Annotated in this window: 18 protein-coding genes; 9 read left to right on the forward strand and 9 right to left on the reverse strand. The window is 67.7% G+C overall.

The window, feature by feature from the left end; genetic code table 11:
- Nucleotides 1–79 precede the first annotated feature (79 nt).
- Nucleotides 80–994 carry a LysR family transcriptional regulator gene (locus AC3DET_RS11015; protein WP_488391601.1) on the forward strand — a complete coding sequence of 305 codons (915 nt, stop codon included), beginning with the start codon at nt 80–82 and terminating at the stop codon, nt 992–994.
- Nucleotides 995–1,321: 327 nt separating this feature from the next.
- Entirely contained in the window at nt 1,322–3,619 is a 2,298-nt protein-coding gene (gene ggpS, locus AC3DET_RS11020) for a glucosylglycerol-phosphate synthase (RefSeq protein WP_488391602.1), read from the forward strand.
- A 427-nt stretch (nt 3,620–4,046) separates the two neighbouring features.
- Here ggpS and AC3DET_RS11025 read toward each other — a convergent pair whose 3' ends face one another.
- The 3 genes from AC3DET_RS11025 to AC3DET_RS11035 all read right to left on the reverse strand — a co-directional run bounded on the left by AC3DET_RS11025 (nt 4,047) and on the right by AC3DET_RS11035 (nt 6,476).
- A complete protein-coding gene (locus tag AC3DET_RS11025; RefSeq protein ID WP_488391603.1) occupies nt 4,047–4,853 on the reverse strand; it encodes an isocitrate lyase/PEP mutase family protein in 807 nt (268 codons plus the stop codon).
- A gap of 99 nt (nt 4,854–4,952) precedes the next feature.
- Nucleotides 4,953–5,174, reverse strand: coding sequence for a hypothetical protein (locus tag AC3DET_RS11030; protein ID WP_337732063.1), 222 nt, complete (start codon nt 5,172–5,174; stop codon nt 4,953–4,955).
- Between the two features lie 429 nt (nt 5,175–5,603).
- Nucleotides 5,604–6,476 (reverse strand): M28 family metallopeptidase, encoded by an 873-nt coding sequence (locus tag AC3DET_RS11035; protein WP_488391604.1) that lies wholly within the window; start codon nt 6,474–6,476, stop codon nt 5,604–5,606.
- Nucleotides 6,477–6,632: 156 nt separating this feature from the next.
- On the opposite strand from AC3DET_RS11035, the gene AC3DET_RS11040 reads away from it, so the two are divergent.
- The gene (locus AC3DET_RS11040; protein WP_488391605.1) at nt 6,633–7,280 is read left to right on the forward strand and encodes a response regulator; all 648 of its coding nucleotides are present in this window, start codon (nt 6,633–6,635) and stop codon (nt 7,278–7,280) included.
- Nucleotides 7,281–8,150: 870 nt separating this feature from the next.
- Here the strand turns inward: AC3DET_RS11040 and AC3DET_RS11045 are convergent.
- On the reverse strand, nt 8,151–11,321 hold the full coding sequence (locus AC3DET_RS11045) for an Rne/Rng family ribonuclease (protein WP_488391606.1): 3,171 nt from the start codon (nt 11,319–11,321) through the stop codon (nt 8,151–8,153).
- Nucleotides 11,322–11,703: 382 nt separating this feature from the next.
- Between AC3DET_RS11045 and AC3DET_RS11050 the strand changes: the two genes are divergently transcribed.
- Nucleotides 11,704–12,702: an RluA family pseudouridine synthase gene (locus AC3DET_RS11050; RefSeq protein ID WP_488391607.1), complete on the forward strand. Its 999-nt coding sequence runs from the start codon at nt 11,704–11,706 to the stop codon at nt 12,700–12,702.
- A 9-nt stretch (nt 12,703–12,711) separates the two neighbouring features.
- On the opposite strand, the gene AC3DET_RS11055 is transcribed toward AC3DET_RS11050, so the two are convergent.
- Genes AC3DET_RS11055 through AC3DET_RS11065 form a run of 3 tightly spaced genes read right to left on the reverse strand, consistent with a single transcriptional unit; the run spans nt 12,712 to nt 13,882 of the window.
- Complete coding sequence (locus tag AC3DET_RS11055) at nt 12,712–13,107, reverse strand: DUF1761 domain-containing protein (protein ID WP_446539238.1); 396 nt, start codon at nt 13,105–13,107, stop codon at nt 12,712–12,714.
- 14 nt (nt 13,108–13,121) lie between these two features.
- Nucleotides 13,122–13,535: an energy transducer TonB gene (locus AC3DET_RS11060; RefSeq protein WP_488391608.1), complete on the reverse strand. Its 414-nt coding sequence runs from the start codon at nt 13,533–13,535 to the stop codon at nt 13,122–13,124.
- Nucleotides 13,535–13,882 (reverse strand): 4a-hydroxytetrahydrobiopterin dehydratase, encoded by a 348-nt coding sequence (locus tag AC3DET_RS11065; RefSeq protein WP_337732056.1) that lies wholly within the window; start codon nt 13,880–13,882, stop codon nt 13,535–13,537. Before AC3DET_RS11065 ends, AC3DET_RS11060 begins: the two co-directional genes overlap by 1 nt.
- Nucleotides 13,883–13,975: 93 nt before the next feature.
- On the opposite strand from AC3DET_RS11065, the gene AC3DET_RS11070 reads away from it, so the two are divergent.
- Together AC3DET_RS11070 and AC3DET_RS11075 are read left to right on the forward strand one after the other, a co-directional pair.
- On the forward strand, nt 13,976–14,572 hold the full coding sequence (locus tag AC3DET_RS11070; RefSeq protein WP_488391609.1) for an NfuA family Fe-S biogenesis protein: 597 nt from the start codon (nt 13,976–13,978) through the stop codon (nt 14,570–14,572).
- Between the two features lie 15 nt (nt 14,573–14,587).
- The gene (locus tag AC3DET_RS11075; RefSeq protein WP_488391610.1) at nt 14,588–16,243 is read left to right on the forward strand and encodes a hypothetical protein; all 1,656 of its coding nucleotides are present in this window, start codon (nt 14,588–14,590) and stop codon (nt 16,241–16,243) included.
- Nucleotides 16,244–16,409: 166 nt separating this feature from the next.
- Here AC3DET_RS11075 and AC3DET_RS11080 read toward each other — a convergent pair whose 3' ends face one another.
- A complete protein-coding gene (locus tag AC3DET_RS11080; protein WP_446539234.1) occupies nt 16,410–16,868 on the reverse strand; it encodes a c-type cytochrome in 459 nt (152 codons plus the stop codon).
- Nucleotides 16,869–16,874: 6 nt separating this feature from the next.
- Entirely contained in the window at nt 16,875–17,273 is a 399-nt protein-coding gene (locus AC3DET_RS11085; protein ID WP_277729986.1) for a c-type cytochrome, read from the reverse strand.
- 370 nt (nt 17,274–17,643) lie between these two features.
- Here AC3DET_RS11085 and AC3DET_RS11090 point away from each other — a divergent pair, with 370 nt between their 5' ends.
- From AC3DET_RS11090 to AC3DET_RS11100, 3 genes are read left to right on the forward strand one after another with little or no spacing between them, the layout of a single operon-like run.
- A complete protein-coding gene (locus tag AC3DET_RS11090) occupies nt 17,644–18,786 on the forward strand; it encodes an efflux RND transporter periplasmic adaptor subunit (protein ID WP_488391611.1) in 1,143 nt (380 codons plus the stop codon).
- Nucleotides 18,783–22,292, forward strand: a complete 3,510-nt coding sequence (locus AC3DET_RS11095) for an efflux RND transporter permease subunit (protein ID WP_488391612.1) — start codon at nt 18,783–18,785, stop codon at nt 22,290–22,292. The genes AC3DET_RS11090 and AC3DET_RS11095 overlap by 4 nt, the downstream gene beginning before the upstream one ends.
- Nucleotides 22,289–25,399 carry an efflux RND transporter permease subunit gene (locus tag AC3DET_RS11100; RefSeq protein ID WP_488391613.1) on the forward strand — a complete coding sequence of 1,037 codons (3,111 nt, stop codon included), beginning with the start codon at nt 22,289–22,291 and terminating at the stop codon, nt 25,397–25,399. Before AC3DET_RS11095 ends, AC3DET_RS11100 begins: the two co-directional genes overlap by 4 nt.
- The last annotated feature ends 45 nt before the right edge of the window (nt 25,400–25,444 follow it).

Below are 25,444 nucleotides of genomic sequence, written 5' to 3' on the forward strand. Positions count from 1 at the left end.
GGATGGCGCGCACTGTATTCCCGGCGCGTGAGGCGATAAATTGGCCTGAGAGGGATTCATCTGTTCTCCGGAGGCAAGAATGGCGCGACGGTTCGATCACCTGGCCGATGTCGAGGCGCTGGTGGCGGTGGTGGATCACGGTTCGCTGACGGCCGCGGCGGTGGCGCTGTCCACCACGCCATCGGTGATCAGCCGCGCGGTCGCCCGGCTGGAGACGCGGCTGGGCAACCAGTTGCTGCGGCGGACCACGCGCCGGACCAGCCTGACCGAGGCCGGCCGCCTGTACGTGGAGCAGGCGCGTGCCGCGTTCCACCTGATCGGCGACGCCGAGCGCGCGGTGCAGGGCGAGGCCGGCACCCTCAGCGGGCAGGTGCGGCTCAGCGTGCCGACCACCTACGGCCACTACCGGCTGCCGTGGCTGCTGCGGGACTTCGTGCGGCAGCACCCGCAGGTGCGGCTGGAGGTGAACATCGCCAACCGCAACGTGGATCTGGTGGCCGAGGGCTACGACCTGGCCATCCGGCTCGGCGCGCTGCCCGACAGCGGGCTGGTGGGCAGGACGCTGGAAGACGCCACGCTCAGCGTGGTGGCTTCACCGGACTACCTGGCTGCGCACGGCACGCCGCAGACGCTGGACGACCTGGCGGCACATGCCTGCCTGCCGTTCGTGCTGCCCAGCAGCGGACGCGTGGCGCCGTGGCTTTTCCGCGTGGACGGCGGTGACGTGGACTGGGTGCCGAGCTCGCGCATCGAGGTGTCCGATGACGTGCTGGGCGTGGTGTCGCTGGCGCAGGCCGGCGTCGGCATCTGCCAGACGTACGACTTCATCATCGATGCCTGCACGCGTCGTGGTGCGGACCTGGTGCGTGTGTTGCCGGAGCTGTCGGGACGCACGCGTCCGTTCTCGTTGATCTACGCGCCGCATCGCCGTCTCTCCGCGGCATCGCGCGCGTTGATTGATGCGCTGGTGTCGGCGACAACGACGCGTGCGTGAGTGTGGCTCGCACGTGATAAGCACGCGCGGTGATGTTGGAAAAAGGCGGATTTCCCGGCGAAATTTAACGTTCTTAACATCGCGTTGACCTTCGCGAACCTGATGCGAACTACAATGCTGCATCGCATCAGTCGATGTCCGCGTCCACATCCGGGGAAGGACGCGCATCTGCAGCGCGCTTGCGCGCAGCGTGTTCCGCACGCGGCAACCCTCTTCCTGCGCCTGCCTTGCAGCGCCTTTCCGATGCGATCGATCCCCGCCTGCGTCCGTTGACGCGTCGCGTCGTGCCTCCGTGCGCGGCACACCACCCACTGGGAGTGCACCTGCATGAGCCTGTTGAAGAAAACCCCCGATCCATTGCTGCTGGCCACCGACCTGGACGGTACGTTCCTGGCCGGCGATCCGGTCGCGCGCAAGCAGCTGTACCACCTGGTCGACGCGCATCCTGGCGTGAAGCTGGCATGGGTCACCGGGCGCGGGCGCGAGGCGATCCTGCCGCTGCTGGCCGATCCCGGCCTGCCTACGCCGGACTACCTGATCTGCGACGTGGGCGCCACCGTGCTGTGCACTGCGGACATGCAGCCAATCCAGCCGCTGCAGTCGGCGATCGAGGCGCGTTGGCCGGGTGAGCACGTGGTCGCCGATGCGATGCGCCGCTTCCCGATGCTGGTGCGGCAGGAAGTGCCGCAGGAACGCCGCTGCTCGTACTACTGCCATCCGGAACAGCTGTCGACCATCCAGGCCGAAGTGGACGCCGTGGCGGCATCGCTGGGCTGCGAGGTGCTGTATTCGGCCGACCGTTACCTGGACATCCTGCCGCGCGACACGCGCAAGGGCAGCACGTTGACGGCGCTGGTGGACGAACTCGATCTGGAACACGGCCGCGTGCTGGTGGCCGGCGATACGCTCAACGACCTGTCGATGTACGGCGAAGGTTTCCCCGGCGTGTGCGTGGGCGATTCCGAGCCCGCGCTGCTCGCCGCCACCGCCGGCATGGACCAGGTGCTGCATGCGGAGGCGCCGGGCTGCGGCGGCATCCTGCAGGCGATGGCGCACTTCAAGCTGCTGCAGGCGGACGAGTACGCGCGCCCCTCGCATGCCACCGGCAAGGCCGAACTGGTGATGGTCTATCACCGCCTGCCGTACGAGGAACACATCGTCGATGGCAAGCGCGTGCGCCGCCCGCACAGTTCGCCCAACGGCATCATTCCCAGCCTGCTGAGTTTCTTCGGCGAGGGCCAGCCCGGCTCGTGGGTGGCCTGGACGGTGGACGATGCGAAGGGACCGCCGGTGGACGTGCACACGCCCGTGGATGCGGCGCGCTACCCCGGCCTCACTGCGACCCACGTGCCGTTGAGCAAGCACGAGGTGGACGTGTTCTACAAACGCTTCTCGAAAGAAGCGTTCTGGCCGGTCATCAACAGTTTCTGGGAGCGCGCGCGCTTCAACGAGGACGACTGGGCGCTGTTCAAGCGCGTCAACCGCCGCTTCGCCGAAGCCGCCGCCGCCGAGGCCGCCCCGGGCGCGACGGTGTGGCTGCACGACTACAACCTGTGGATGGTGCCGTCGGTGCTGCGCGAGCTGCGTCCGGACGTGAAGATCGCCTTCTTCCACCACACCCAGTTCCCGTCGGCCGACATCTTCGCGATCCTGCCGTGGCGCCGCGAGATCCTCGGCAGCCTGCTGGCGTGCGACTACGTGGGCTTCCACATCCCGCGCCATGCGGAGAACTTCACCGACGCGGTGCGCAGCACGTTCCCGGTGGAAGTCACCGCGCGAGCCCAGTGCGCGCCGCGCTTCCTGACCTTCGGCTGCGCGGTGGGCGTGGAGGACATGGCGACCGAGCTGCGCATCGACGGGCGCACCGTGCGCATCGGCGCGCATCCCATCGGCACCGACGTGGGCCGCATCCGGGCGTGCCTGGAAACGGAGCAGGTGGCCGAGGACATCGTGCGCATCCGCGACGAGATCGGCCGGCGCAAGCTGGTGCTGTCGATCGAGCGGCTGGACTACACCAAGGGCATCCTGCAGAAGCTGCATGCGTTCGAGCGCCTGCTGGACGAGTCTCCGGAACTGCAGGGCGAAGTGACGCTGGTACTGGTGTGCGTGCCGGCCGCGAAGGAGATGACGGTATACCGCCCGCTGCAGCAACAGATCGAACAGGCGGTGGGCCGGATCAACGGGCGGCTGTCGCAGCTGGACTGGACGCCGGTGCGCTTCTTCGCACGCGTGCTTCCGTTCGCCGACGTGGTGGCGCACTACGCCGCTGCCGATGTCATGTGGATCACGCCGCTGCGCGATGGCTTGAACCTGGTGGCGAAGGAGTTCGTCGCCGTGCAGGGCCTGGAGGGTGGCGATGGCGTGCTGGTGTTGTCGGAATTCGCCGGCGCGGCGGCGGAACTGAAGGGCGCGGTGCTGACCAATCCGCACGATCCTGCGGATCTCGCGCGCGCATTGCGGCACGCGCTGGCGATGACACCGGGTGAGCGCGAAGACCGCCAGCGCAGGCTGTACGACATCGTCCGCCACTACGATCTGTCGCGCTGGGGCAGGGAGTTCCTCGCCGCGGCGCGGGGCGTGGAGGGTGAGGTAAATGCGGAAACGCGGACGGCCATCGCGGCTTAATGCATTTACCTTTGACTCGTCGCGCGCCTGCATCGATAGTCGTATCACACACGGGACAGGGAAACCCTTACATGCGCAACCTGCTGGTGCGGAGCATGGCCTGGATGCTGATCGCCGCGACGGCGCTGGTGCTGTTCGGCCTGCTGCAGATGCCCGAGCTCTGGCTGGGCGGCGGCAACGGCTGATCCTGCTGCCGCCAAAAGAAAACCCGACCAAAGAGGGTCGGGTCTGAAGGGGGAGTCCCCGGCTCCGGCAGTGCTGCTTGCTCAAGGCAGCGCCCGTTTCCATTGCAGAGCGGCCTTTCGTGGCCTGCGCAGGGCGTGCTGCCGGGGACGCGAGCATCGTCGTCGAAAGCCGTCACATTCGCCGTCGGTCGTCGCCCCGATGTGCTGTAGGAAAAATCCTACCCGCTCTCGCGTGTGCGTTGTCAGGCGAACAGTCCGTTGATCGCGCCATAGCCCATGGCCCGGGGATCGGGCAGGGCGGTGCGGTCATCGCGCAGGAATTCCTCGACCTGCGCCCCCAGGCGTCCGTACATCGACTCGGCCAGCGCCGAGCCGGTGCTGACGCGGCGCACACCGAGACGTTCCAGCGCGGCGAGATCCTGCAGCTGCGGGCGCAGCATCACGTTGAGCGGCATGCCGCAGCGTGCGGCCAGGGTGGCGATGGCATCGGTGTCGACCAGCCCCGGCACGAACAGGCCGTCGGCCCCGGCTTCGCGGTAGGCCCCGGCGCGTGCGAGGGTTTCGTCGATGCGCGCGGTTTCCGCGACCAGTCCGCGCAGGTAGACGTCGGTGCGCGCGTTGATGAAGACGTCCAGCCCCTGCGCGCCGCAGGCGGTCCGGATCGCGCGGATCTTGGCGGCGAGGAGTGCGGGCTCGCCTGCGCCGTCTTCCAGGTTGATGCCGGCAGCGCCGGCCTGCACCACGCGCATCACCGTGTCGGCAGCGGTGGCGGGGTCGTCGGAGTAGCCGCCTTCCACATCGACGGTCAACGGCACATGGAGGACCCGCACGATGCCGCGCACGGCGTGCAGCAGTGCATCGGGCTGCAGGCGGTCGCCATCCGGGTACCCCAGCGCCCATGCCAGGCCGGCGCTGGTGGTGGCCACGGCGGGGGCGCCAAGGTGTTCGATCAGGCGCGCGGTGCCGGCATCCCACGCGTTGGCGAGGCGCAGCAGGCCCTGCTGATGGAGCTGGCGGAAACGGGTGACGGCGTCAGAGGGGGCGGTCATGGGCGGCGGCCGGCATTGGAACGGGCATACAGGGTGCCATGCCGCCGCGCCGGCTACTCGCCGGATGCGGTCGTCAATGCCGTCATCGGGTCCGCGACGTCAGGCGCAGAGCCGCCAGCCATTGAACAGGCGCCAGCGGCCGTCGCCACCCTCGATGTTGATGGCGTAATCGAGCCCTTGCTGGTGGCGCTGGTTGGCCAGCTTGATGGCGTAGCCCAGTGCCGCGCCGCGGCTGGCGAAGTGCAGGGGTGCGGACTCGTTGATGGAAAGCTCGTAACTGCCGTCATCGGCGGCGTCGTGGAACAGGTCGAAAGTCATCATGGCGGCTGTGGGGAAGTGCGCGTGCCTGACACGAAACTACGCAGCGATCCGTGAGGTGGATGCGAATCCGTGCCCGGGGCCGTTCGCCCGGGTTCATCGATGTCGAGCCGGCGTCATCAAACCGTGCGCTGCAGCTGAATGCCCTACACGCCGTCTTCGCAAATGCCAACGTAAAACGGCGGCAGTGGTCGGGCAGGCGGAACCACCCCCTCCGTCCCCCGCGCAACCCTGCTTCCGAGCCGCAAGGCTGGCACCCAGGGCGCCACGAGAGAACCGAACGCAGCGCACCGGACACCCCCTGTTCCTTGCTGCGCCTGGCGGTGGACCGCGAGTCCGACACCGTCGCCGCCCGAAGAGCCAGGCGTGTTCTCGTCCATATGCAAACGGGCCCCGCAGGGCCCGTTTGCATGTGTGTTGAGGCAGTCGCGTTCAGGGCGCCGGAGCGGCATCCCAGGCGCGCAGCCCCGCTTCCACCACGCGCAAGGCATCGTCGACGCGGGCACGGTCCAGCTCGGCCGTGGTATCGCGCGGGCTGTGGATCACCTGCATCACCTTGGGCATCCGGTCCGGCTTGGCGCCGCCGAAGACCGCGAGGATCGGGTCGATCTCGTCGCCACCGACCAGCGAGAACGACACCGCCGGCCAGCCCGCCTTGAGGAAGGCCAGGTGGTCGGTGGGCGGGTATTTGTCGCCGGGCTGGAAACCGAGCTTCTCGTGCTGGCTGGCGGCACGCAGGGCGGCCACCAGCGGCGTGCCGGCGTCCGGCGCCATCATCCACAAGGTGTCGCCCCAGCCGAACACATCGAAGTTGACGTACAGCGCGGGCTTTTCGCGGCCGGGCGTGGCGACCCATGCGCGCGAGCCCAGCAGGCCCTTCTCTTCGAGATCCCAGAACGCGACCTGCACGCGATGGCCGGCGAGGGGTTTGGCCTTCAGGGCCTGCGCCAGTTCCAGCACGGCCGCCACGCCCGAGGCGTTGTCGGTCGCGCCGTGGCCCACGTCAACCTGGTCGTAATGCGCGCCGATCAGCAGCAGCGGCGCACCGTCGGGGCCACCGAGGTCGGCGACCAGGTTGTGGCCGTGGCCGTCCTGCTCGAACGCTTCGCGCTTCCACGCGATGCCCAATGCGTCGAGCCGTCGGCTGATCGCATCGCCTCGCGCCGTGGTGTCGGCGTGCGCGCTGACATCGCCGACTTGCGTGTGCCAGCGGTCGGAGACGCCGTCATCGGCCCAGGCGGGCATGATGGCGGCAAGGGAGAGCAGCAGGGCGGCGCGGAGATGCGGACGACGGATGCCGGACATGTCGGATTCCTTTGGGAAAGCCGGAGTATGCCGCAGCGGATGCGTGTGCCGGATGTGGCTTCCTGCATGCAGGGACCCGACAACCGATAGAATGTTAATTGCGCGGCGATGGACGGCCACCTACGCTCGATCCGTACTTCAAGGCAACCGTTTCCCATGACGATCCGCGTTTTCCTCATCGACGACCATGCGCTTGTACGCACCGGCATGCGCCTCATCCTCGGTACGGAAACCGACATCGAGGTGGTGGGCGAAGCGGACACCGGCGAGACCGCGTTGCCGATGGTGCGCCAGCTGAAACCGGACGTGGTGCTGTGCGACCTGCATCTGCCGGGCTACAGCGGGCTTGAAGTGACCGAACGCATCGTGCGCGCCGACATGGGTGTGCGGGTGATCATCGTGTCGGTGCTGGAAGATGGTCCGCTGCCCAAGCGATTGCTGGAAGCCGGTGCGTCGGGTTACCTCGGCAAGGCGGGCGATGCGGCCGAACTGATCCGTGCCGTGCGCGACGTGTCGCGCGGCAAGCGCTACCTGGGCAGCAACGTGGCGCAGAACCTCGCCCTGCACACGGTGGGCGGCGATGCGTCGCCGTTCGATGCGCTGTCGCCGCGCGAACTTGAGGTCGCCATGCTGCTGACACAGGGCCTGCGCCAGGAAGAGATCGCCAAGCGCCTGAGCCTGAGTGCCAAGACGGTGAACACGCACAAGACGCGGCTGTTCGAGAAGACCGGCGTGCAGGACAACATCGCCCTGGCGCGCCTGGCGGCGCAGTGGGGACTGATGGATCCGTCGCGCGCGCTCTGACCGACCCGCCGGGAACGCCCAACCCGACGAACCGGACCGCAGACGGAACTCCTCGCTGTCTCTCCCCGTCATTCCAGCGAACGCTGGAATCCATTGCCTGTGCGCGCCGCAGCATCCACAGCAACGTCAAGATGGGTCCCAGCGTTCGCGGGGACGACGATCGATAGGGGGCTTGGCTCAGCTCGGCCCGACAAGCCCGGCAAACAAACCCGACCTTAGATGGAGGGTAGACGGACCCGCACCGTCCCCACCTCCGTCATTCCAGCGAACGCTGGAATCCATTGCCCGTGCACGCCGCAGCATCCACAGCAACGTCAAGATGGGTCCCAGCGTGCGCTGGGACGACGACCGATAGGCTTGGCACGCCCAGCGCGGCAAGCCAGCCGGACCGTAGATGGAGCGTAGACAGACCTGCGCAGTCTCCACCTCCATCATTCCAGCGAACGCTGGAATCCATTGCCCGTGCGCGCCGAGGCATCCATCGCAACGTCAAGATGGGTCCCAGCGTGCGCTGGGACGACGACCGATAGGGGGCTTGGCTCAGCTCAGTCCGACAAGCCCGGCAAACAAACCCGACCGTAGATGGAGGGTAGACGGACCCGCACCGTCCCCACCTCCGTCATTCCAGCGAACGCTGGAATCCATTGCCCGTGCACGCCGAGGTATCCACAGCAACGTCAGGATGGGTCCCAGCCTGCGCTGGGACGACGGTGGGTGGTCGCCGAAGACGGCATCAGGTGGGTCGGTCCGCGCCGGATCGGGTGGTTTATTCGAGGCCCGGCTGCGATGACGCGACGTAGCGGAGCCTGAAACGACACTGGCCGCTTGCGCGGCCAGTGTGCTTTCACCTCATCGGGAGCGTGCAGCGCGTCAGACGCTGCGTTCTTCCGAGGTTTCGTCGTCCTGCTTGTCGTCGCGGGCGATGTCATCCGCTGCAGGCTTGACCGGTGTCACCACCGGCTCGAACAGGCTGCGCGTCACCGACGGCGGTGTGTCGGCGTCGGCGACGAAGAACAGCGAACCCGTTGCCGGCACGCTGGCCGGTTTCGGTGCCTGCTGCGGCGCGGGGGCGGCCACGGCCACCTCTGCCGGCGCGGCAGGTTCGCTGGCGGCTTCGTTCACGGCGTCGACCAGATCGATCTGCACGGGCTCGCTGCGCACATCGGTCACCGAGGCCTCGGCTGCGGCGGGGGGCGCTACGATGGCTTCCGCCACCACGACCGGCGCTTCGAGCGCCGGCACGGGTTCGGCGGCGATCTCGGCCTTCACCGTCTCGACGATGACGACGGCTGCCGGGGCTTCTTCCTGCACCGTGGCCGTCACCTCGGGCTGGGCAAGCACGGCCTCGGCCTTCACGTCCTGGATGACATCGGCCGCCAGCGCGGCTTCGACCACGACGGGCGCGGGCACGTGGACGGGCGCCGCCGCCTGGGGCGCCTCGGCTGCCGGGACGTCTGCCATGACAGCCACGGCCGCGACCGGCGCGATGGCAGCCGGCGCGGTGCGCTCACGTACCGGTGCATCGATGGCCTGGGGCTTCGGCTGACGGGGAGCGGCGGCGACCGGCTCTTCGTCATCGAAATCGAACTCGGGCTGCGAACGGTCGGCCACCGGGGCTTCGTCATCGCTGCCGAGGTCGTCGACCGACAGGCCTTCTTCGCCGGCGGCGGCGCCTTCGCCATTGCCACGACGGCGGCGGCGACCGCCACGACGGCCGCGACGGCGGCGGCTGCCACCTTCGCCACCATCACCGGCATCCGCAGCGGCGTCCGGGTTGGCCGGGATTGCCAGGCTATCCGTCACGTCGGTGTCCAGGGCCGGTGCGTCGATCGGCGAGACCAGGGCGGGCTCGACGACAGCTGCCACGCGGGTGGTTTCAACCACGCCTGCCACGGCCGCGGTTGCGATCACGGCATCGTCAGCAACCGGGGCAGCCGATTTGGCCGTCTCCTGCAGGGGCGTGCGTGGCGCGTTGGGCTGGCGCGGTCCTTCCTGCTTGCCGGGTTGCGCCTGCCTGGGTGCCTTCTGCTGCGGAGCATTGCCCTGCGCGTTCTGCTGGCTGCCCTGTGCTTTCTGCGGCTTCGGGGCCTGCTGCTCGTTGCGCGGCTTCTGCTGCTGGGCATTGCCGTTCTGCGCGTTCTGGCTCTTGTTGCCGCGCTCGTCGCGGCGGCCACCGTCCTGCTTGCCGCCACGGCCCTGGTTCTGCTGGCCGCGGGTGTCGCGGTTTTCACGACGACCGTTGTTGCGATCGGTGCGCTGGCGGTTGTCCTGCTGCGGCCGCGCCTGCGGTGCGGGCGTGGTGGCTTCACTGCCGCCGAGCAGTCGCTTGAACCAGCCGATCACGCCGCCGCTGGCGGGTGCCGCCACCGCGACGGGCGTGGCGACCGGAGCCGGTGCGGGGGCCGCCACGGGGGCTTCGCGCTCTTCGCGTACCGGCGCCGGCTGCGCGTGCTTCACGTGCGTGACGGCGGGCGCGGCGGGGATGTTGAGCTGGGCCTTGGTCAGCGCATGCACCGGCAGCTTGCGCTGGGTGCCGCGGTGGTAGCTGGGCTTGCTGCTTTCTTCGCCGAGCTCGTTTTCGCGGATGCGGGTGACTTCGTAATGCGGCGTGTGCAGCGCTTCGTCGGCCACGATGATGACGGGCGCGTCGTGGCGCTGTTCGATCTCGCGCAGCGCGCTGCGCTTCTCGTTGAGCAGGAAGTTGGCGATCTCCAGCGGGGCCTGGATCAGCACCTGCCCGGTGTTGTCCTTCATCGCGTGCTCTTCGGCCACGCGGATGATCGACAGCGACAGCGACTCGACGCTGCGCATGCGGCCATGGCCTTCGCAGCGCGGGCAGACGATCTGGCTGGATTCGCCCAGCGACGGGCGCAGGCGCTGGCGACTCATCTCCAGCAGGCCGAAGCGCGAGATGCGGCCGATCTGCACGCGCGCGCGGTCGTACTTCAGCGCGTTCTGCAGCTTGTTCTCGACTTCGCGCTGGTGCTTGTTGCTCGACATGTCGATGAAGTCGATCACCACCAGGCCGCCCAGATCGCGCAGGCGCAGCTGGCGGGCCACTTCCTCGGCCGCTTCCATGTTGGTGTGGAACGCGGTTTCCTCGATGTCGCCGCCCTTGGTGGCGCGCGCCGAGTTGACGTCGATCGCGGTCAGAGCCTCGGTCTGGTCGACCACGATGGAGCCGCCCGAAGGCAGGCGGACGTTGCGTTCATAGGCGCCTTCGATCTGCGATTCGATCTGGAAGCGGTTGAACAGCGGGATGTCGTCCTTGTACGCCTTCAGCTTGCGCAGGTTGTGCGGCATGACCTGCTGCATGAACTCGCGGGCGGTTTCGTACAGTTCGTCGGTGTCGACCAGGATCTCGCCCACGTCGCTGCGCAGGTAGTCGCGCAGGGCGCGCACGATCAGGCGGCTTTCCTGGTAGATCAGGAACGGGGCCGGCTTGGTCAGCGCCGCTTCGGCGATGGCCTTCCAGACGCTGAGCAGGTAGTCCAGGTCCCACTGCAGCTCTTCGGCGTCACGGCCGACGCCGGCGGTGCGGATGATCACGCCCATGTCGTCGGGGATGGCCAGGGCGTCCATCGCCTTCTTCAGCTCGGCGCGGTCGTCGCCCTCGATGCGGCGCGACACGCCACCGGCGGTGGGCGAGTTGGGCATCAGCACCATGTAGCGGCCGGCCAGCGAGATGAACGTGGTCAGGGCGGCGCCCTTGTTGCCGCGCTCGTCCTTGTCCACCTGGACGACGACTTCCTGGCCTTCCTTCAGCAGCTCGCGGATGCCGGCCTTGTTGTGGTCGACGCCGGCCTGGAAGTAATCGCGGGAGATTTCCTTCAGCGGCAGGAAGCCATGGCGATCGGCGCCGTAATCGACGAAGGCGGCTTCCAGGGAGGGCTCGAGCCGGGTGATGCGGCCCTTGTAGATGTTGGACTTCTTCTGTTCCTTCGACGGCTGTTCGATATCGATGTCGTACAGGGTCTGACCGTCGACGATAGCCACGCGCAGTTCTTCAGCCTGCGTGGCGTTGATCAACATGCGTTTCATTGTGCGTTCCTCGCGCGCTGCTACCGCGCGGAACGCCATGGAGTTTCGCCTCTGGAACATTGCACCGCCCCTTGCGCAGGCGCAGCGGGGCAGATCGGGTTTCCAGCGCTACGACACCACGGCAGGCCGCGGGAGCGCTTCTTCTAATAGGTGTTGCGGGACCGGCGGCAGCTTCCCTGGTGAGGTGGCGCCGCGCGGGACATGTTCAGCTACAGGTACCGTCACGTACCCGGCGGTATCCGGGCCTGCCGATCAGCCGCTAACATGGCCGCCCCTGGGGCGGTGGCCGCGCACTTGCCGGAATCGCGGGGAGACGGGCTTCTGGCCCAACTGCAACTCCCTGCGAAATCAAACCCTTATCTCGCCCGCCGAGTGTAACAGAATGAATGCTTCCAACCCCACCCCCCCATCCGACAAGCCGGCAGCGGGTGCCAAGAGCGCCGTGCGGACGGTCACGGTGCCGGAGGACCGGGGCGGGCAGCGGCTGGACAACTTCCTGCTCGGCCAGCTGAAGGGCGCTCCACGCAGCCTGGTCTACAAGCTGGTGCGGAGCGGCCAGGTGCGGGTGAACGGAGGCCGGGCGAAGGCCGAGCGGAAGCTGGAGGGTGGGGACGAGGTACGGATCCCGCCGGTCAGTCTCGTGGATGCAGGAGACAAATCCGCGCCCCCCGTGGGCTTCCTGAAGCGGATGGAGGCGGCCATCGTGTTCGAGGATGAGCGGCTGCTGGTCATCAACAAGCCCACCGGCGTGGCCAGCCACGGGGGCAGCGGCATTAGCCACGGCGCCATCGAAACCATGCGCGCGCTGCGGCCTCACCAGTCCCTGGAGCTGGTGCATCGCCTGGACCGGGATACCTCCGGCCTGCTGGTGATCGCGAAGAAGCGCTCGGCCCTGTCGGAATTGCAGGCGCTGCTGCGCGAGGACAGCGAGGACGGCACCCGTGCCATCGAGAAGCGCTACCTGACGTTGCTGGTCGGCCGCATGCCAGACGGTGTGATGAGCGTGGACGCGCCGCTGCACATCGGCCTGCGCCAGGGCGGTGAGCGGCATGTGCAGGTGCACCGCGACGGCAAGGCGTCGTTGAGCCACTTCCGCGTGCTGGAAAGGCGGGGAGGGCATTCGTTCTGCGAGGTACGCATCGAGACCGGCCGCACCCACCAGATCCGCGTGCACGCGCAGCACATCGGTCATCCGGTGGCGGGCGACGACAAGTACGGCGACCCGGCCGTCAACAAGCGCCTGCGCGAGCAGGCAGGCCTGAAGCGCCTGTTCCTGCATGCCGCGTCGTTGCAGTTCGCGCTGGACGGCGGCAGGACGCCGTACGTGCTCAGCGCCCCGTTGTCCGACGATCTGACCGAAGCACTGGAACGGCTTGGCTGACCGACCGCGTCAGTGCCAGAGGCCGAGGACGAGGCCGAACAGGGTGAACTGCAGCGTGTGGTAGCCGGCGTCGATCAACCAGAGCCGCGCACCACGCTGCGCGAACAGATAGTTGATGCCGAAGCTGGCCGCTACGAAGCAGAAACCGACCAGCGCGCCGCGGCAGAGTGCGGTTGTCAGCGCTGGCTGCGGTCCGATCCAGGATGCAAACACGCCGGCTGCGAGCAGGGAGAACAGGAACGCGCCGCCAAAGATCTTCGCCGGATGCCCCTGCTTCTGCGGGTCCATGCCCGCGGCCTTGTTCCACGCCTTGCCGAACAGCGGTCCGTACCAGATGCCGCCCAACAGGAAGCTGCAGGCCGCTGCCACCAGCACCGCCCAGACGTTGATCCCTTCCATCGTCATGACCTCGGCCTGCGTCAGCCCGGGCTGCCCTGGGCGAAGCAACGGGTCGGCTTTTCAAGCACGGGCGGGAACGTCACCGGCACGGTGATGGTGTGGCTCACCGGCTTTCCGTTGCGCGTGGCGGCGCGGAACTTCCAGGTCTGCACGGCTTCGAGCGCCGCCTTGTCGAGGGCGGCGTTGCCGCTGCCCTGTGCCTGCGAAACGCGCGATGGCACGCCATCCTTCTCGATGGTCACGCGCAGCACGGTGGTGCCACCCTCGCTGTTGCATTCGGCTTCGGGCGGATACACGGGGGGCGGGGTGTCGGTCGCCGCCAGTTCGGTGGGCGGGATAGCAGGTACAGGCGCTTCTTCCTGTTTCGTGCATGCCGTCAGCACGAGCGCGGTGAGCGGAACCAGGAAGCAGAGGCGGGCGTTGCGCAGGTTCATCAGGATTCTCCCAGCAGGGCGCTGGCCTTGGCCGCGCAGATGAAGTCGTTCTCGCTCAGGCCGCCGACGTCATGCGTGGAGTAGCGCACGACGGCGCGGTTGTAATGCACGCCCAGGTCGGGATGATGGTCCTCGGCATGAGCGATGAAGGCGAGCGCATTCACGAACGCCATGGTTTCGTAGTAGTTGTCGAACGGAAACGTCCGCAGCAGTGCGTGGCCTTCTTCCACCAGTTCCCAGCCCGGCACCTGGGGCAGCAGTTCGGCGACGCGGGCAGGCGGCAGGCGGTGCTCGCTGCCACGCAACGGCACGCAGTGCGCGCGGGCGAGAGGGACAAGGTCGGACATGGGGACTCTCCTGCGTTGCGGCCAGTCTGAACAAAGACCGACGACGGGCCGGTGAACGTGAATGCCTGTCGGGCAGGGGGCTAGAATACCCGCATGATCCAGATTTCCGACAGCGCGCAGGCGCACTTCCGCAAGCTGATCGAACGCGAGGCGCTGCCCGGCCTTGGCGTGCGCCTGAGTGCGGTCCATCCCGGCACGGCGCAGGCCGACGCACGGCTGGAGTTCTCCGAGCCGCGCGACCTGGCCGGCGACGAATGGGCCATCGACTGCGACGGCTTCACGCTCTATGTCGACGCGGGCAGCGTGCACTGGCTGGACGGCGCCGAGATCGACTACGTGATGAAGGGCGCAAGCACGCAGCTGACCATCAAGGCGCCGCGCATCAAGGGCGAGGCGCCCGGCGATGCCGCTTCGATGGTCGAGCGCGTGCGCTGGGTGGTGGACAACGAGATCAACCCGCAGCTGGCGTCCCACAAGGGGCGTGTGGCGGTGGAGGAAGTAGGCGGCGATGGCGTGGTCTGGCTGCGCTTCGGCGGTGGCTGCCACGGTTGCGGCATGGCCGATGTCACCCTCAAGCAGGGCATCGAGAAGACGCTGATGGCCCGTGTGCCTGGCGTGACCGCGGTGCGCGACGCGACCGATCACGGGACCGGCGAAGCGCCGTATATCCCCCGCGGCAACGCCGCCTGACGGAGCCGAGCGCCGGTGACGAACGCCACCGACGTCATCGCGCAGCTGCTGTCGCGCAAGGCAGCCCCCATCGTTGAACGCCACACCGGCCTGCCGTTCGGCTGGGGCCTGTGGTTGCGGGCGCTTCCCGAGAAGCTGGGCCGCATCACGCGCGAGAAGGCCGACGCGGTCGTCACGCTGCTGCTGGCCCGCACACCCCGTCCTCCCGATGCCGTGCCCGCCGCATTGGGCCGGTGGCGTGCGTTCCGCTCGCTGTTCTACCAGGGCTGGGGACCTCCGCCACGCGAAGAGCGCTGGATGCGCTGGTTCGCAGGCTTCACCAGCAGTGCCGTGCATCTGCTGTTCTTCCTGTTCCTGATGTGGGTGGCGCTGGTCCAGATTCCGCCACCGCCACAGGAAGCCGGCGACACCAGTCGCGTGCGGCTGGAGATCATCGGCGACGGCAGTCCGGAGGAAGCGGGAGGCGAGGCGCAGGCGGCCGAACCGGTTTCGCAGCAGGCGGCGCAGGCCGACCCCGCGGTGCAGGCGGCGGCCACGGCGGCCCAGGCACGGCCCGCGCCGTCCGAGGCTTCGCCGCCACCGTCCGAAGCGGCGCTGCCGGACGTTGCGGTGGAGATGCCGCAGATCCAGTCTCGCGATGTTCCACAGCCCGAACTTGCGCACCAGCCCTTGCAGGTCACCGAGGTGCCGGAACCCACCCGCGCGTTCGTGCTGCCACCACCGACACCGCGGCAGCCCGATGTCACCCTGCCGGCCCTGCGCGAGGCGGGCGTACCGGTGCGCGAGATCCCCACACCGGTCGCGGCGCCGGTCGTGCGCCGGGACACGCTTGTGCGCAGCGTGGACGTGCCTGTCGTGGCAGCGCGTGACGTGCAGGTACGCGAGCGCGAGGTGATGGCACCCGCACCCCAGGTCCGCAGCGTGCCGGTGCCTGCACGCGACGTGGCGCCTGTCCCCATCGCCACGCGGGAACGCAGCGTGCGGCAAGCCGAGATCCGCGAGCCGGCACCGAGACCTGCCCCTGCCACCGCCGCACCGGTTCCTGCCACGACGGGCTCCGCGACGACCGCATCGACAACGGCGAGGACAACGGCGCCGAACCCGCCTGCTTCGCCTGCTGCGTCTCGCGGCACGCCCTCCCGCGCATCCACCACGCCCGGCCCGGCGGCCGCCACGAAATCCGGCGGATGGAACACGCCTGCACGCACCGACGACTGGGGAAACTCGACCCGCAATGCAGCAGGCGACAGCGCGGCGGACGGTCGCGATGCGCCAGGCCTCTACAACGCCGACGGCAGCCTGCGGGTGCCTGGCGGCGCGGGCGATGCCACCGCTCAGCGCGGCGCCCCCGGTGGCGAGAACGATCAGTGGACACGCGAGCAGCTGGCGGAGGCGGGCACATGGCTGCAGCGTCCCCCTTACGACTACGAACCGACCACCTTCGACAAGTACTGGGTGCCGAACGAATCCCTCCTGGCCGAATGGGTGCGCCGCAACGTGCGCGAAATGGAGATCTCCATCCCCGGCACGAACATGAAGCTCAAGTGCACGGTGTCGGTGCTGCAGTTGGGCGGTGGTTGCGGCCTGGGCAGCCTGTTCCCCGAACCACCGAAGGCGCGACCGCCGCCGGAGATTCCGGTCAAGCGCACGCCGATCCCGACCGACAGTTGAGAGTGCGGATGAGTCGGGGGGTGTCGGAGCGACGCAAGTCGCGAAGAGGCGTTGCGACCTGCCACCGCGACTTGTGTCGCTCCCGCACCTGATCTTTTTCTTATGTCGCAAAAGAAAACGGAGCCTTGCGGCTCCGTTTCTGCATTCCCGACGAGGGAGCGAAGACTTACTCGTGCACGCCGTGCAGGTCACGCAGCTGCGAGGGGCGCGAACCGAAGTAGGCGGCGAGGTCGGAGATGTCCTGGTCGCTCAGGCCGGCAGCCTGTGGGGTCATCAGCGCATGCTGGCGGTCGCCGCTGCGGTACGCCTGCAGCGCGTGCGCCAGGTAATCCGCGTACTGGCCACCCAGCTTGGGATAGGTGTCGTCGATCGGCGCGTTGCCTTCGGCGCCGTGGCAGTCCACGCAGCTCTGGCCGGTGGCCTGGCCCTTGGCCTTGGACAGTGCTTCGCCCTTGGCGATGTGGCCCTTGGGCAGGCCGGCAGAGGAGCTGGAGCCATGCTCGCCACTGGCGTGGCCGGGATTCTCGGCGGCGGTTTCCGTCGTTTCCACCTTCGAACATGCCACCAGGGCGAGGGCAGCGAACAGGGCGATGGCTAGACGCTGGGCGTGCTTGGCGTTGGGCATGTGGGCTTACTTGACGGTGGAAAGGAAAGCGGCGATGTCGGCGATGTCCTGGTCGGAGAAACTCTGCGACTGGGCCTGCATCGTGGGGTGCTTGCGGTTGCCGTTGCGGTATTCGGTCAGCGCATTGGCAAGATAGTCGGCCGACTGGCCGCCGATGCGGGGCACATGGAAGTTCGGGTAGGCGTTCTTGTAACCCACGATGCCGTGGCAACCCTGGCAGGTGTAGGTAAGCGTGCGGCCGGTGTCGGCATTGCCGACCAGCGGTGCGGGCGCGGCAGCGGGAGCGGCGGCAGGCGCCGCGGCTTCGACCGGGGCCGGCGTGGCCGGAGTGTCCTGTTGGGCGGTCAGGGCGGCCAGCGGGAGGGCGGCCAAGGCAAGGCAAGCGGCGAGCGGCAGCAGTCGCATCATTCTCGGGAAACTCTCAGGTTGCGCGCGCCACGTACCACCGCAGCGCTTGGCTGAATGCAAGTATAGCCTGCGACCGAATGTCGCGCACAGGCACGGTGCTTCCGCGCGGGTGGCGTGAAGTCGCGTGCCGCCGAATGGTTGCCGCCGATGCCTACGTTCCCGCGTTCGCCAGAGAGGGCGCGCGCGGCCAGCAACCTCGACGGAGGGGGATGCGCACTTCCGCACGCCGCTTCGTCCAGAGGCAAGTGTCATTTCCCGAGCACAGGCCCGGACGCAAGTCACCATGACCTTCGGCGCATGGAAGTCGTTCAGGGGTGATATACCTTGATACAACACCACCACAACACCACCACCACGGTACCGCCCCATGTCCCGACCCCGCCCCAATTCCGGTCATTCCTACCTGCGCCTGGCGCTGGTGCCTGTCCTCTGCAGCCTGCTGGTCCTGTCCGCCTGCAAGGGGGGCGGCCCCACGCCCGAGGCGCAGGCCAAGAACGGCGAGGCACCGAAGGAGCCCGACGCCGTCCCCGTGGAGATCGCCAAGGTCAGCCACCGGCCGGTGGCCGCCAGCTACAGCGGCACGGCGGCGCTGGAAGCGCTGGGCGAGTCGCAGGTGGTCGCCAAGACTTCCGGTGTCGCGCTGGCGGTGATGGTGGAGGAGGGCCAGGTGGTCCGCGCCGGCCAGGCGCTGGTCCGGCTGGACCCGGACCGCCTGCGCCTGCAGGTGGCCCAGGCCGAAGCGCAGATGCGCAAGCTGGAGAACAACTACCGCCGCGCGCAGCAGCTGGTGGGCCAGCAGATGATCAGCGCCAACGACGTCGACCAGATCAAGTACGACCTGGACAACGCCCGCGCCATGTACCGCATGGCCGCGCTGGAGCTGTCCTACACCACGGTGACCGCGCCGATTTCCGGCGTGGTGGCCTCGCGCTCCATCAAGACCGGCAACTTCGTGCAGATCAACACGCCGATCATCCGCATCGTCGACGAATCGCGTCTGGAAGCCACCTTGAACGTCTCCGAACGCGAGCTCTCCAAATTGAAGGCAGGCCTGCCGGTGGCGCTGGCCGTCGATGCGATGCCGGGCAAGGTGTTCCAGGGCACGGTGGACCGCATTTCGCCGGTCGTCGACTCCGGTAGCGGTACGTTCCGCGTGGTCTGCTCGTTCGGCAGTGACGGCGTGCTGCAGCCCGGCATGTTCGGCCGCATCAAGATCGACTACGACCAGCGTGCCGATGCGCTGGTGGTGCCGCGCGTCGCGCTGCTCGACGACGGCGACCCGGCCGTGTTCGCAGTGCGCGATGGCAAGGCGGTACGCGTGCCGGTCAAGGTCGGCTACGTGGACGGTGAGTGGATCGAGGTGCGCGAAGGCTTGAAGCCCGGCGACCAGGTGGTGACCGCCGGCAAGGTGGCCTTGCGTGAAGGCAGCGCGGTGCAGGTGATCGGTGCCGAGCCCGCCAAGGTGGCGGCCAAGGCCGAGGACGCCAAGACTGCCGGAACCAAGCAATGAGCGCGCCCGGCCACGTTCCCGGGGAGCACGAACCCCACGCGGCGGGCGGCGATGGCAGCATGGGTGGCGGACTGGTCGAGTTCTCCACCCGCCGCCGCGTCACCGTGGCGATGTTCTGGATCACGATGTTCCTGTTCGGCGTGATCGCGTTGTTCTCGCTGAAGGTCAACCTGCTGCCCGACCTGAGCTATCCCACCCTGACCGTGCGCACCGAGTACACCGGTGCCGCGCCTTCCGAAATCGAAACCCTCATCAGCGAGCCGGTGGAAGAAGCCGTCGGCGTGGTGAAGAACCTGCGCAAGCTGAAGTCGGTCTCGCGTACCGGCCAGAGCGACGTGGTGCTGGAGTTTGCCTGGGGTACGGACATGGACCAGGCCAGCCTGGAAGTCCGCGACAAGATGGAAGTGCTGCAGCTGCCGCTGGAAGCGAAGGCACCGGTGCTGCTGCGCTTTAATCCGTCGACCGAGCCGATACTGCGCCTGGCCCTGGCCAACAAGCAGGATCCGAAGAACGACGCGGACGCCGTGCGCCTGCTCACCGAGCTGCGCCGCTACGCGGACGACGACCTGAAGAAGAAGCTTGAGCCCGTCGACGGCGTGGCGGCGGTCAAGGTCGGCGGCGGTCTCGAGGACGAGATCCAGGTCGACATCGACCAGCAGAAACTCGCCCAGCTGAACCTGCCGATCGATACCGTCATCCAGCGCCTGCAGCAGGAGAACATCAACATCTCCGGCGGCCGACTGGAAGAAGGTTCGCAGCGCTACCTGGTGCGCACCGTCAACCAGTTCGCCACGGTCAACGAAATCCGCGAAATGCTGGTCACCACCCAGAGTGGTGGCGACAACGCCGCGGCGTCGGCGGCGGCACAGATGGCCGCCATCGCGGCCTCGACCGGCTCGGCCGAAGCGATGGCCGCGGCCGCCTCCGTGCAGAGTGCATCGTCAGGCGGCAGTTCGACGGTGGCTGGCGGCATGCCGGTCCGTCTGAAGGACGTCGCCGACGTGCGCCAGGGCTTCAAGGAGCGCGAAGCGATCATCCGCCTGGGCGGCCGCGAAGCCGTCGAGCTGGCGATCTACAAGGAAGGCGACGCCAATACCGTGGCGACGGCGCAGGCGCTGAAAGCCAAGCTGGAGCAGATCAAGAACCAGACCCCGCCGGATGTCGAGCTGACCGTCATCGACGACCAGTCGCTGTTCATCGAACACGCGATCTGGGACGTGCAGAAGGACGCCATGATCGGCGGCGTGCTGGCGATCCTGATCATCTTCCTGTTCCTGCGCGATGGCTGGAGCACGTTCGTGATCAGCCTGTCGCTGCCGGTCTCCATCATCACCACGTTCTTCTTCATGGGCGAGCTGGACCTCAGCCTCAACGTGATGTCGCTCGGCGGCCTGGCGTTGGCGACAGGCCTGGTGGTCGACGACTCGATCGTGGTGCTGGAGAGCATCGCCAAGGCGCGCGAGCGTGGCCTGGGCATCCTCGAGGCCGCGATGGTCGGCACCCGCGAAGTCAGCATGGCGGTAGTGGCGTCCACGCTGACCACGATCGCCGTGTTCCTGCCGCTGGTGTTCGTGCAGGGCATCGCCGGCCAGCTGTTCCGCGACCAGGCGTTGACGGTGGCGATCGCCATCGGCATTTCGCTGGTGGTGTCGATGACACTGATCCCGATGCTGAGTTCGTTGAAGGGTCGCCCCCCGCTGGCGTTCCCCGACGAAGCGGCGCATCCGCAGTGGCGCCCCGATTCGCGCTGGCAGAAGCCGCTGGCAGCCACCGGCCGTGGCGTGGGCGCTGCGGTCCGCGGCGGCTTCTTCGGCATTGCCTGGCTGGTCGTCCGCGCCTGGCGTGGCCTGGCCGCTGTGGTCGGCCCGGTCATGCGCAAGTTCAGCGACCTGGCGATGGCGCCCTACAACCGTGCCGAAGCCGGCTACATGCGCCTGTTGCCTGCGTCGCTGCGTCGTCCCTGGCTGGTGCTGGGCTTCGCCGCCGCCGCGTTCGTCGGCGCGATGCTGCTGGTGCCGCTGCTGGGTGCGGACCTGATCCCGCAGCTGGCGCAGGACCGCTTCGAGATGACGGTCAAGCTGCCGCCGGGCACGCCACTGGCGCGCACCGATGCACTGGTCCGCGAACTGCAGCTCAAGCACGGCAAGGACGAAGGCATCCATGCCCTGTACGGCGTGAGTGGCAGCGGTACCCGTCTTGATGCCAATCCCACCGAGAGCGGCGAGAACATCGGCAAGCTGACCGTGGTGATGGCCGGTGGCGGGAGCGAGGACGTCGAAAGCCGCGAAACCGAGGCCCTGCGTGCGTCCATGAAGGACCATCCCGGTGCCCAGGTCGATTTCAGCCGTCCCGAGCTGCTCAGCTTCTCGGCGCCGCTGGAAGTCGAACTGCGCGGCCAGGACCTGGCCGGCATCGAACAGGCAGGCCAGAAGCTCGCCGCGTTGCTGCGTGCGAATCCGCACTACGCCGACGTCAAGTCGACGGTGGAGCAGGGCTTCCCGGAAATCCAGATCCGCTTCGACCAGGAACGCGCCGGTGCGCTGGGCCTGACCACGCGCCAGATCGCCGACGTGGTGGTCAAGAAGGTGCGCGGCGAAGTGGCCACGCGCTACAGCTTCCGTGACCGCAAGATCGACGTGCTGGTGCGCGCCCGCGAGACCGATCGCGCTTCGCTGGAAAGCATCCGCCAACTGATCGTCAATCCGGGCAGCGCACGGCCGGTGACGCTGTCGGCCGTGGCCGATGTCGTCGCCACCACGGGTCCCAGCGAGATCCACCGCGCCGACCAGGTGCGCGTGGCGATCGTGTCGGCCAACCTGCGCGACATCGACCTGGGCGGCGCGGTGCAGGAAGTGCAGAAGATGGTGTCCGAGAATCCGCTGGGCGCTGGCGTCGGCATGCACATCGGCGGCCAGGGCGAAGAACTGGCCGAATCGGTCAACTCGCTGATGTTCGCCTTCGGCCTGGCGATCTTCCTGGTCTACCTGGTGATGGCGTCGCAGTTCGAATCACTGCTGCATCCTTTCGTCATCCTGTTCACCATTCCGCTGGCGCTGGTCGGTGCCGTGGGCGCCCTGTTCCTGACCGGCTCGGCGGTCTCGGTGGTGGTGTTCATCGGCTTGATCCTGCTGGTGGGCCTGGTGACCAAGAACGCCATCATTCTGATCGACAAGGTCAACCAGTTGCGCGAGGCTGGCGTGGCCAAGCGCGAGGCGCTGGTCGAGGGTGCCCGTTCGCGACTGCGGCCGATCATCATGACGACCTTGTGCACGCTGTTCGGCTTCCTGCCGCTGGCGATCGCGATGGGCGAGGGTGCCGAAGTGCGCTCGCCGATGGCGATCACCGTGATCGGCGGCCTGCTGATCTCGACCCTGCTGACCCTGCTGGTGATCCCGGTCGTCTACGACCTGCTGGACCGCCGCGCCGATGACTACTACCTCGAGCGCGGACGCCGCGCTCGCAAGGGCGCGGCACTGCCACCGGTCGGGGAGGGCGAACCCGCATGAGCGTCGCGGAGTTCAGCATCAAGCGGCCCGTGACGGCGGTGATGTTCTTCATCTCGCTGTTCGTGATCGGCCTGATCGCGGCCATCCGGCTGCCGCTGGAAGCCTTCCCCGAGGTCTCGCCGCCTTTCATCTTCGTGTCGCTGCCATATACCGGCTCGACACCGGAGGAAGTGGAGCGCACGGTGCTGCGACCGGCCGAGGAAGCGCTGTCGACGATGGCCGGCATCAAGCGGATGGAGTCCAACGCGAAAGCGGACGGTGCCCAGATCTTCATCCAGTTCTCGGACTGGGACCGCGACGTCGCCATCGCCGCGTCGGAAGCGCGCGAGCGCCTGGACGCGATCCGCGACGACCTGCCGGACGATCTGCAGCGCTATTTCGTCTTCAAGTTCTCGACCACCGATCAGCCGGTGCTGCGGGTGCGCCTGGCCAGCAAGACCGACCTGACCGGCGCGTACGACATGATCGAGCGCGAGTTCAAGCGCCGCATCGAGCGCATCCCTGGCGTAGCCCGCGTGGAAGTGTCGGGCGCGCCGCCGAACGAGGTGGAGATCGCGATCAACCAGGATCGCCTGACCGCGCACAACCTGAGCCTCAATGATCTGACGACGCGGCTGCAGGCGGTCAATTTCTCCATCTCCGCGGGTGTCATCAGCGACGGCCCGCAGCGCCTGCGCGTGCAGCCCGTCGGCGAGCTGACCGATCTGCAGCAGCTGCGCGACCTGATCGTCGGTGCGGGCAACGTGCGCCTGGGCGACATCGCCGATGTGCGCCTGAAGCCGGCCCGGATGGACTACGGTCGCCGGCTGGACGGCCAGCCCGCCGTCGGCCTGGACATCTTCAAGGAACGCAACGCCAACCTGGTCGAGGTGTCCAGCAACGCGCTGGCCGAGGTCGAATCGATCCGTGCCCAGCCGGAGATGAGCGACATCCAGGTCAAGATCATCGAGAACCAGGGCGACAACGTCACCTCCTCGTTGCTGGAACTGGCGGAAGCCGGCGCGATCGGCCTGGTCCTCTCGATCGTGGTGCTGTGGTTCTTCCTGCGCCACTGGCCTTCGGTGTCGATGGTGACGCTGGCGATTCCGATCTGCTTCGTGATGACGCTGGGCTTCATGTACTTCGCCGGCGTGACGCTCAACATCCTGTCGATGATGGGCCTGCTGCTGGCCATCGGCATGCTGGTGGACAACGCCGTCGTCGTGGTCGAGAGCATCTACCAGGAACGCGAGAAGTACCCGGACAACCCCATCTGGGCGTCGATTATCGGCACCCGCCACGTGGCGATCGCGCTGTCGGCGGGCACGCTGTGCCACTGCATCGTGTTCGTGCCCAACCTGTTCGGCGAGCGCAACTTCCTGAGCATCTACCTGGGCCAGATCGCGATCACCATCTCGGTGTCGCTGCTGGCTTCGTGGCTGGTCGCGGTCAGCCTGATCCCGATGATCTCGGCCCGGTTGAAGACGCCCCCCCAGGTGCGCAGCGAGACCGGCATCATCCCGCGCATGCAGAAGCGCTACGCAGGGTTCCTGCGCTGGACGCTGGAACATCGTGGCTGGAGCGTGCTGGGCATCCTGCTCATCATCGTGGTCAGTTTCGTGCCCATGAAGATGACCAAGTTCGACATGTTCGGCAACGACGGCGGCGGCGAGGCGGAGCTCTACTACCAGTGGAAGGGCGCCTACACCAAGGAGCAGATGTCGGCCGAGATCCTCAAGGTCGAACAGTTCCTGGACGCCAACCGCAAGAAGTACCGCATCAGCCAGATCTATTCGTACTTCAGCGAGCAGGGTTGGGGTGGAACCCAGGTCAAGTTCGACACCGAAAAGGCCAGCGAGACCAAGCCGATCGTCGAGCAGTTGCGCAAGGACCTGCCGAAGTCGGCCCGCGCCAACATCGGCATCGGGGGCGACGGTGGCAACCAGGGCGGCGGCGGCCAACCCGGCCAGAGCGTGTCGTTCCAGCTGGTCGGCGATTCGACCCAGACCCTGGCAGAGATCGCGGACGACCTGATTCCGATCCTGGCCAAGCGCAAGGAACTGCGCGACGTACGCGTCGATGTCGGCGACCAGAACAGCGAGTTGAACGTGCGCGTCGATCGCGAGCGGGCCGCAGCCTTCGGCTTCACGTCCCAGCAAGTGGCGAGTTTCGTGGGCCTGGCCCTGCGTGGCGCGCCGTTGCGCGAGTTCCGCCGCGGCGAGACCGAAGTGCCGGTGTGGGTGCGCTTTGCAGGTGCCGAAGACTACGGCACCGAAGACCTGGCCGGTTTCATGGTGCGTTCGCCGGATGGCCGCACGGTGCCGCTGCTGAGTCTGGTCGACGTGGGCATCACGCCGTCAGCCACGCAGATCCAGCGCACCAACCGCCAGACCACGGTGACCGTGCAGGCCAACCTGGCCGAGAAGGTCACCGTGCCGGATGCGCGCAAGGCGATGGAGGAAACGCTGGAGGGCATGTCGTTCCCCGCGGGCTACAGCTATTCATTTGATGGCAGCGCCTTCCAGGAAGACGACGAGGCGATGGGGCAGATGCTGTTCAAGACCGCCCTCGCCCTTGTGATGATCTACGTCGTCATGGCCGCGGTGTTCGAATCGCTGCTGTTCCCGGCGGCCATCATGAGCGGCGTGCTGTTCTCCGTGTTCGGCGTGTTCTGGCTGTTCGCGCTGACGGGCACCACGTTCGGCATCATGTCCTTCATCGGCATCCTGGTGCTGATGGGCGTGGTGGTGAACAACGGCATCGTGATGGTCGAGCACATCAACAACCTGCGACGACGCGGCATGTCGCGCACGGATGCGCTGGTGGAAGGCAGTCGCGAGCGGTTGCGACCCATCCTGATGACGATGGGCACGGCGATCCTGGCGATGGTCCCCATCGCGATGGCGAACACCCAGATGGCGGGCGACGGCCCGGCTTACGCCCCGATGGCACGGGCCATCGCCGGTGGCCTGGCGTTCTCGACGGTGGTCAGCCTGCTGTTCCTGCCCACGATCTACGCGATCCTGGACGACATGCGCAGTGGCACCTCGCGTGCGATCGGCCGAGCCAAGCAGCGTCGTGGCGATGCGCCTGCGGCGGCAAGCGTGGCAGCCCTGCACGTGGAGTGACGAGAGCGGAAAGCAAAGAGCCGGGCATTGCCCGGCTCTTTTTTC

The sequence above is a fragment of the Pseudoxanthomonas sp. 97-1-1 genome (assembly GCF_057773125.1).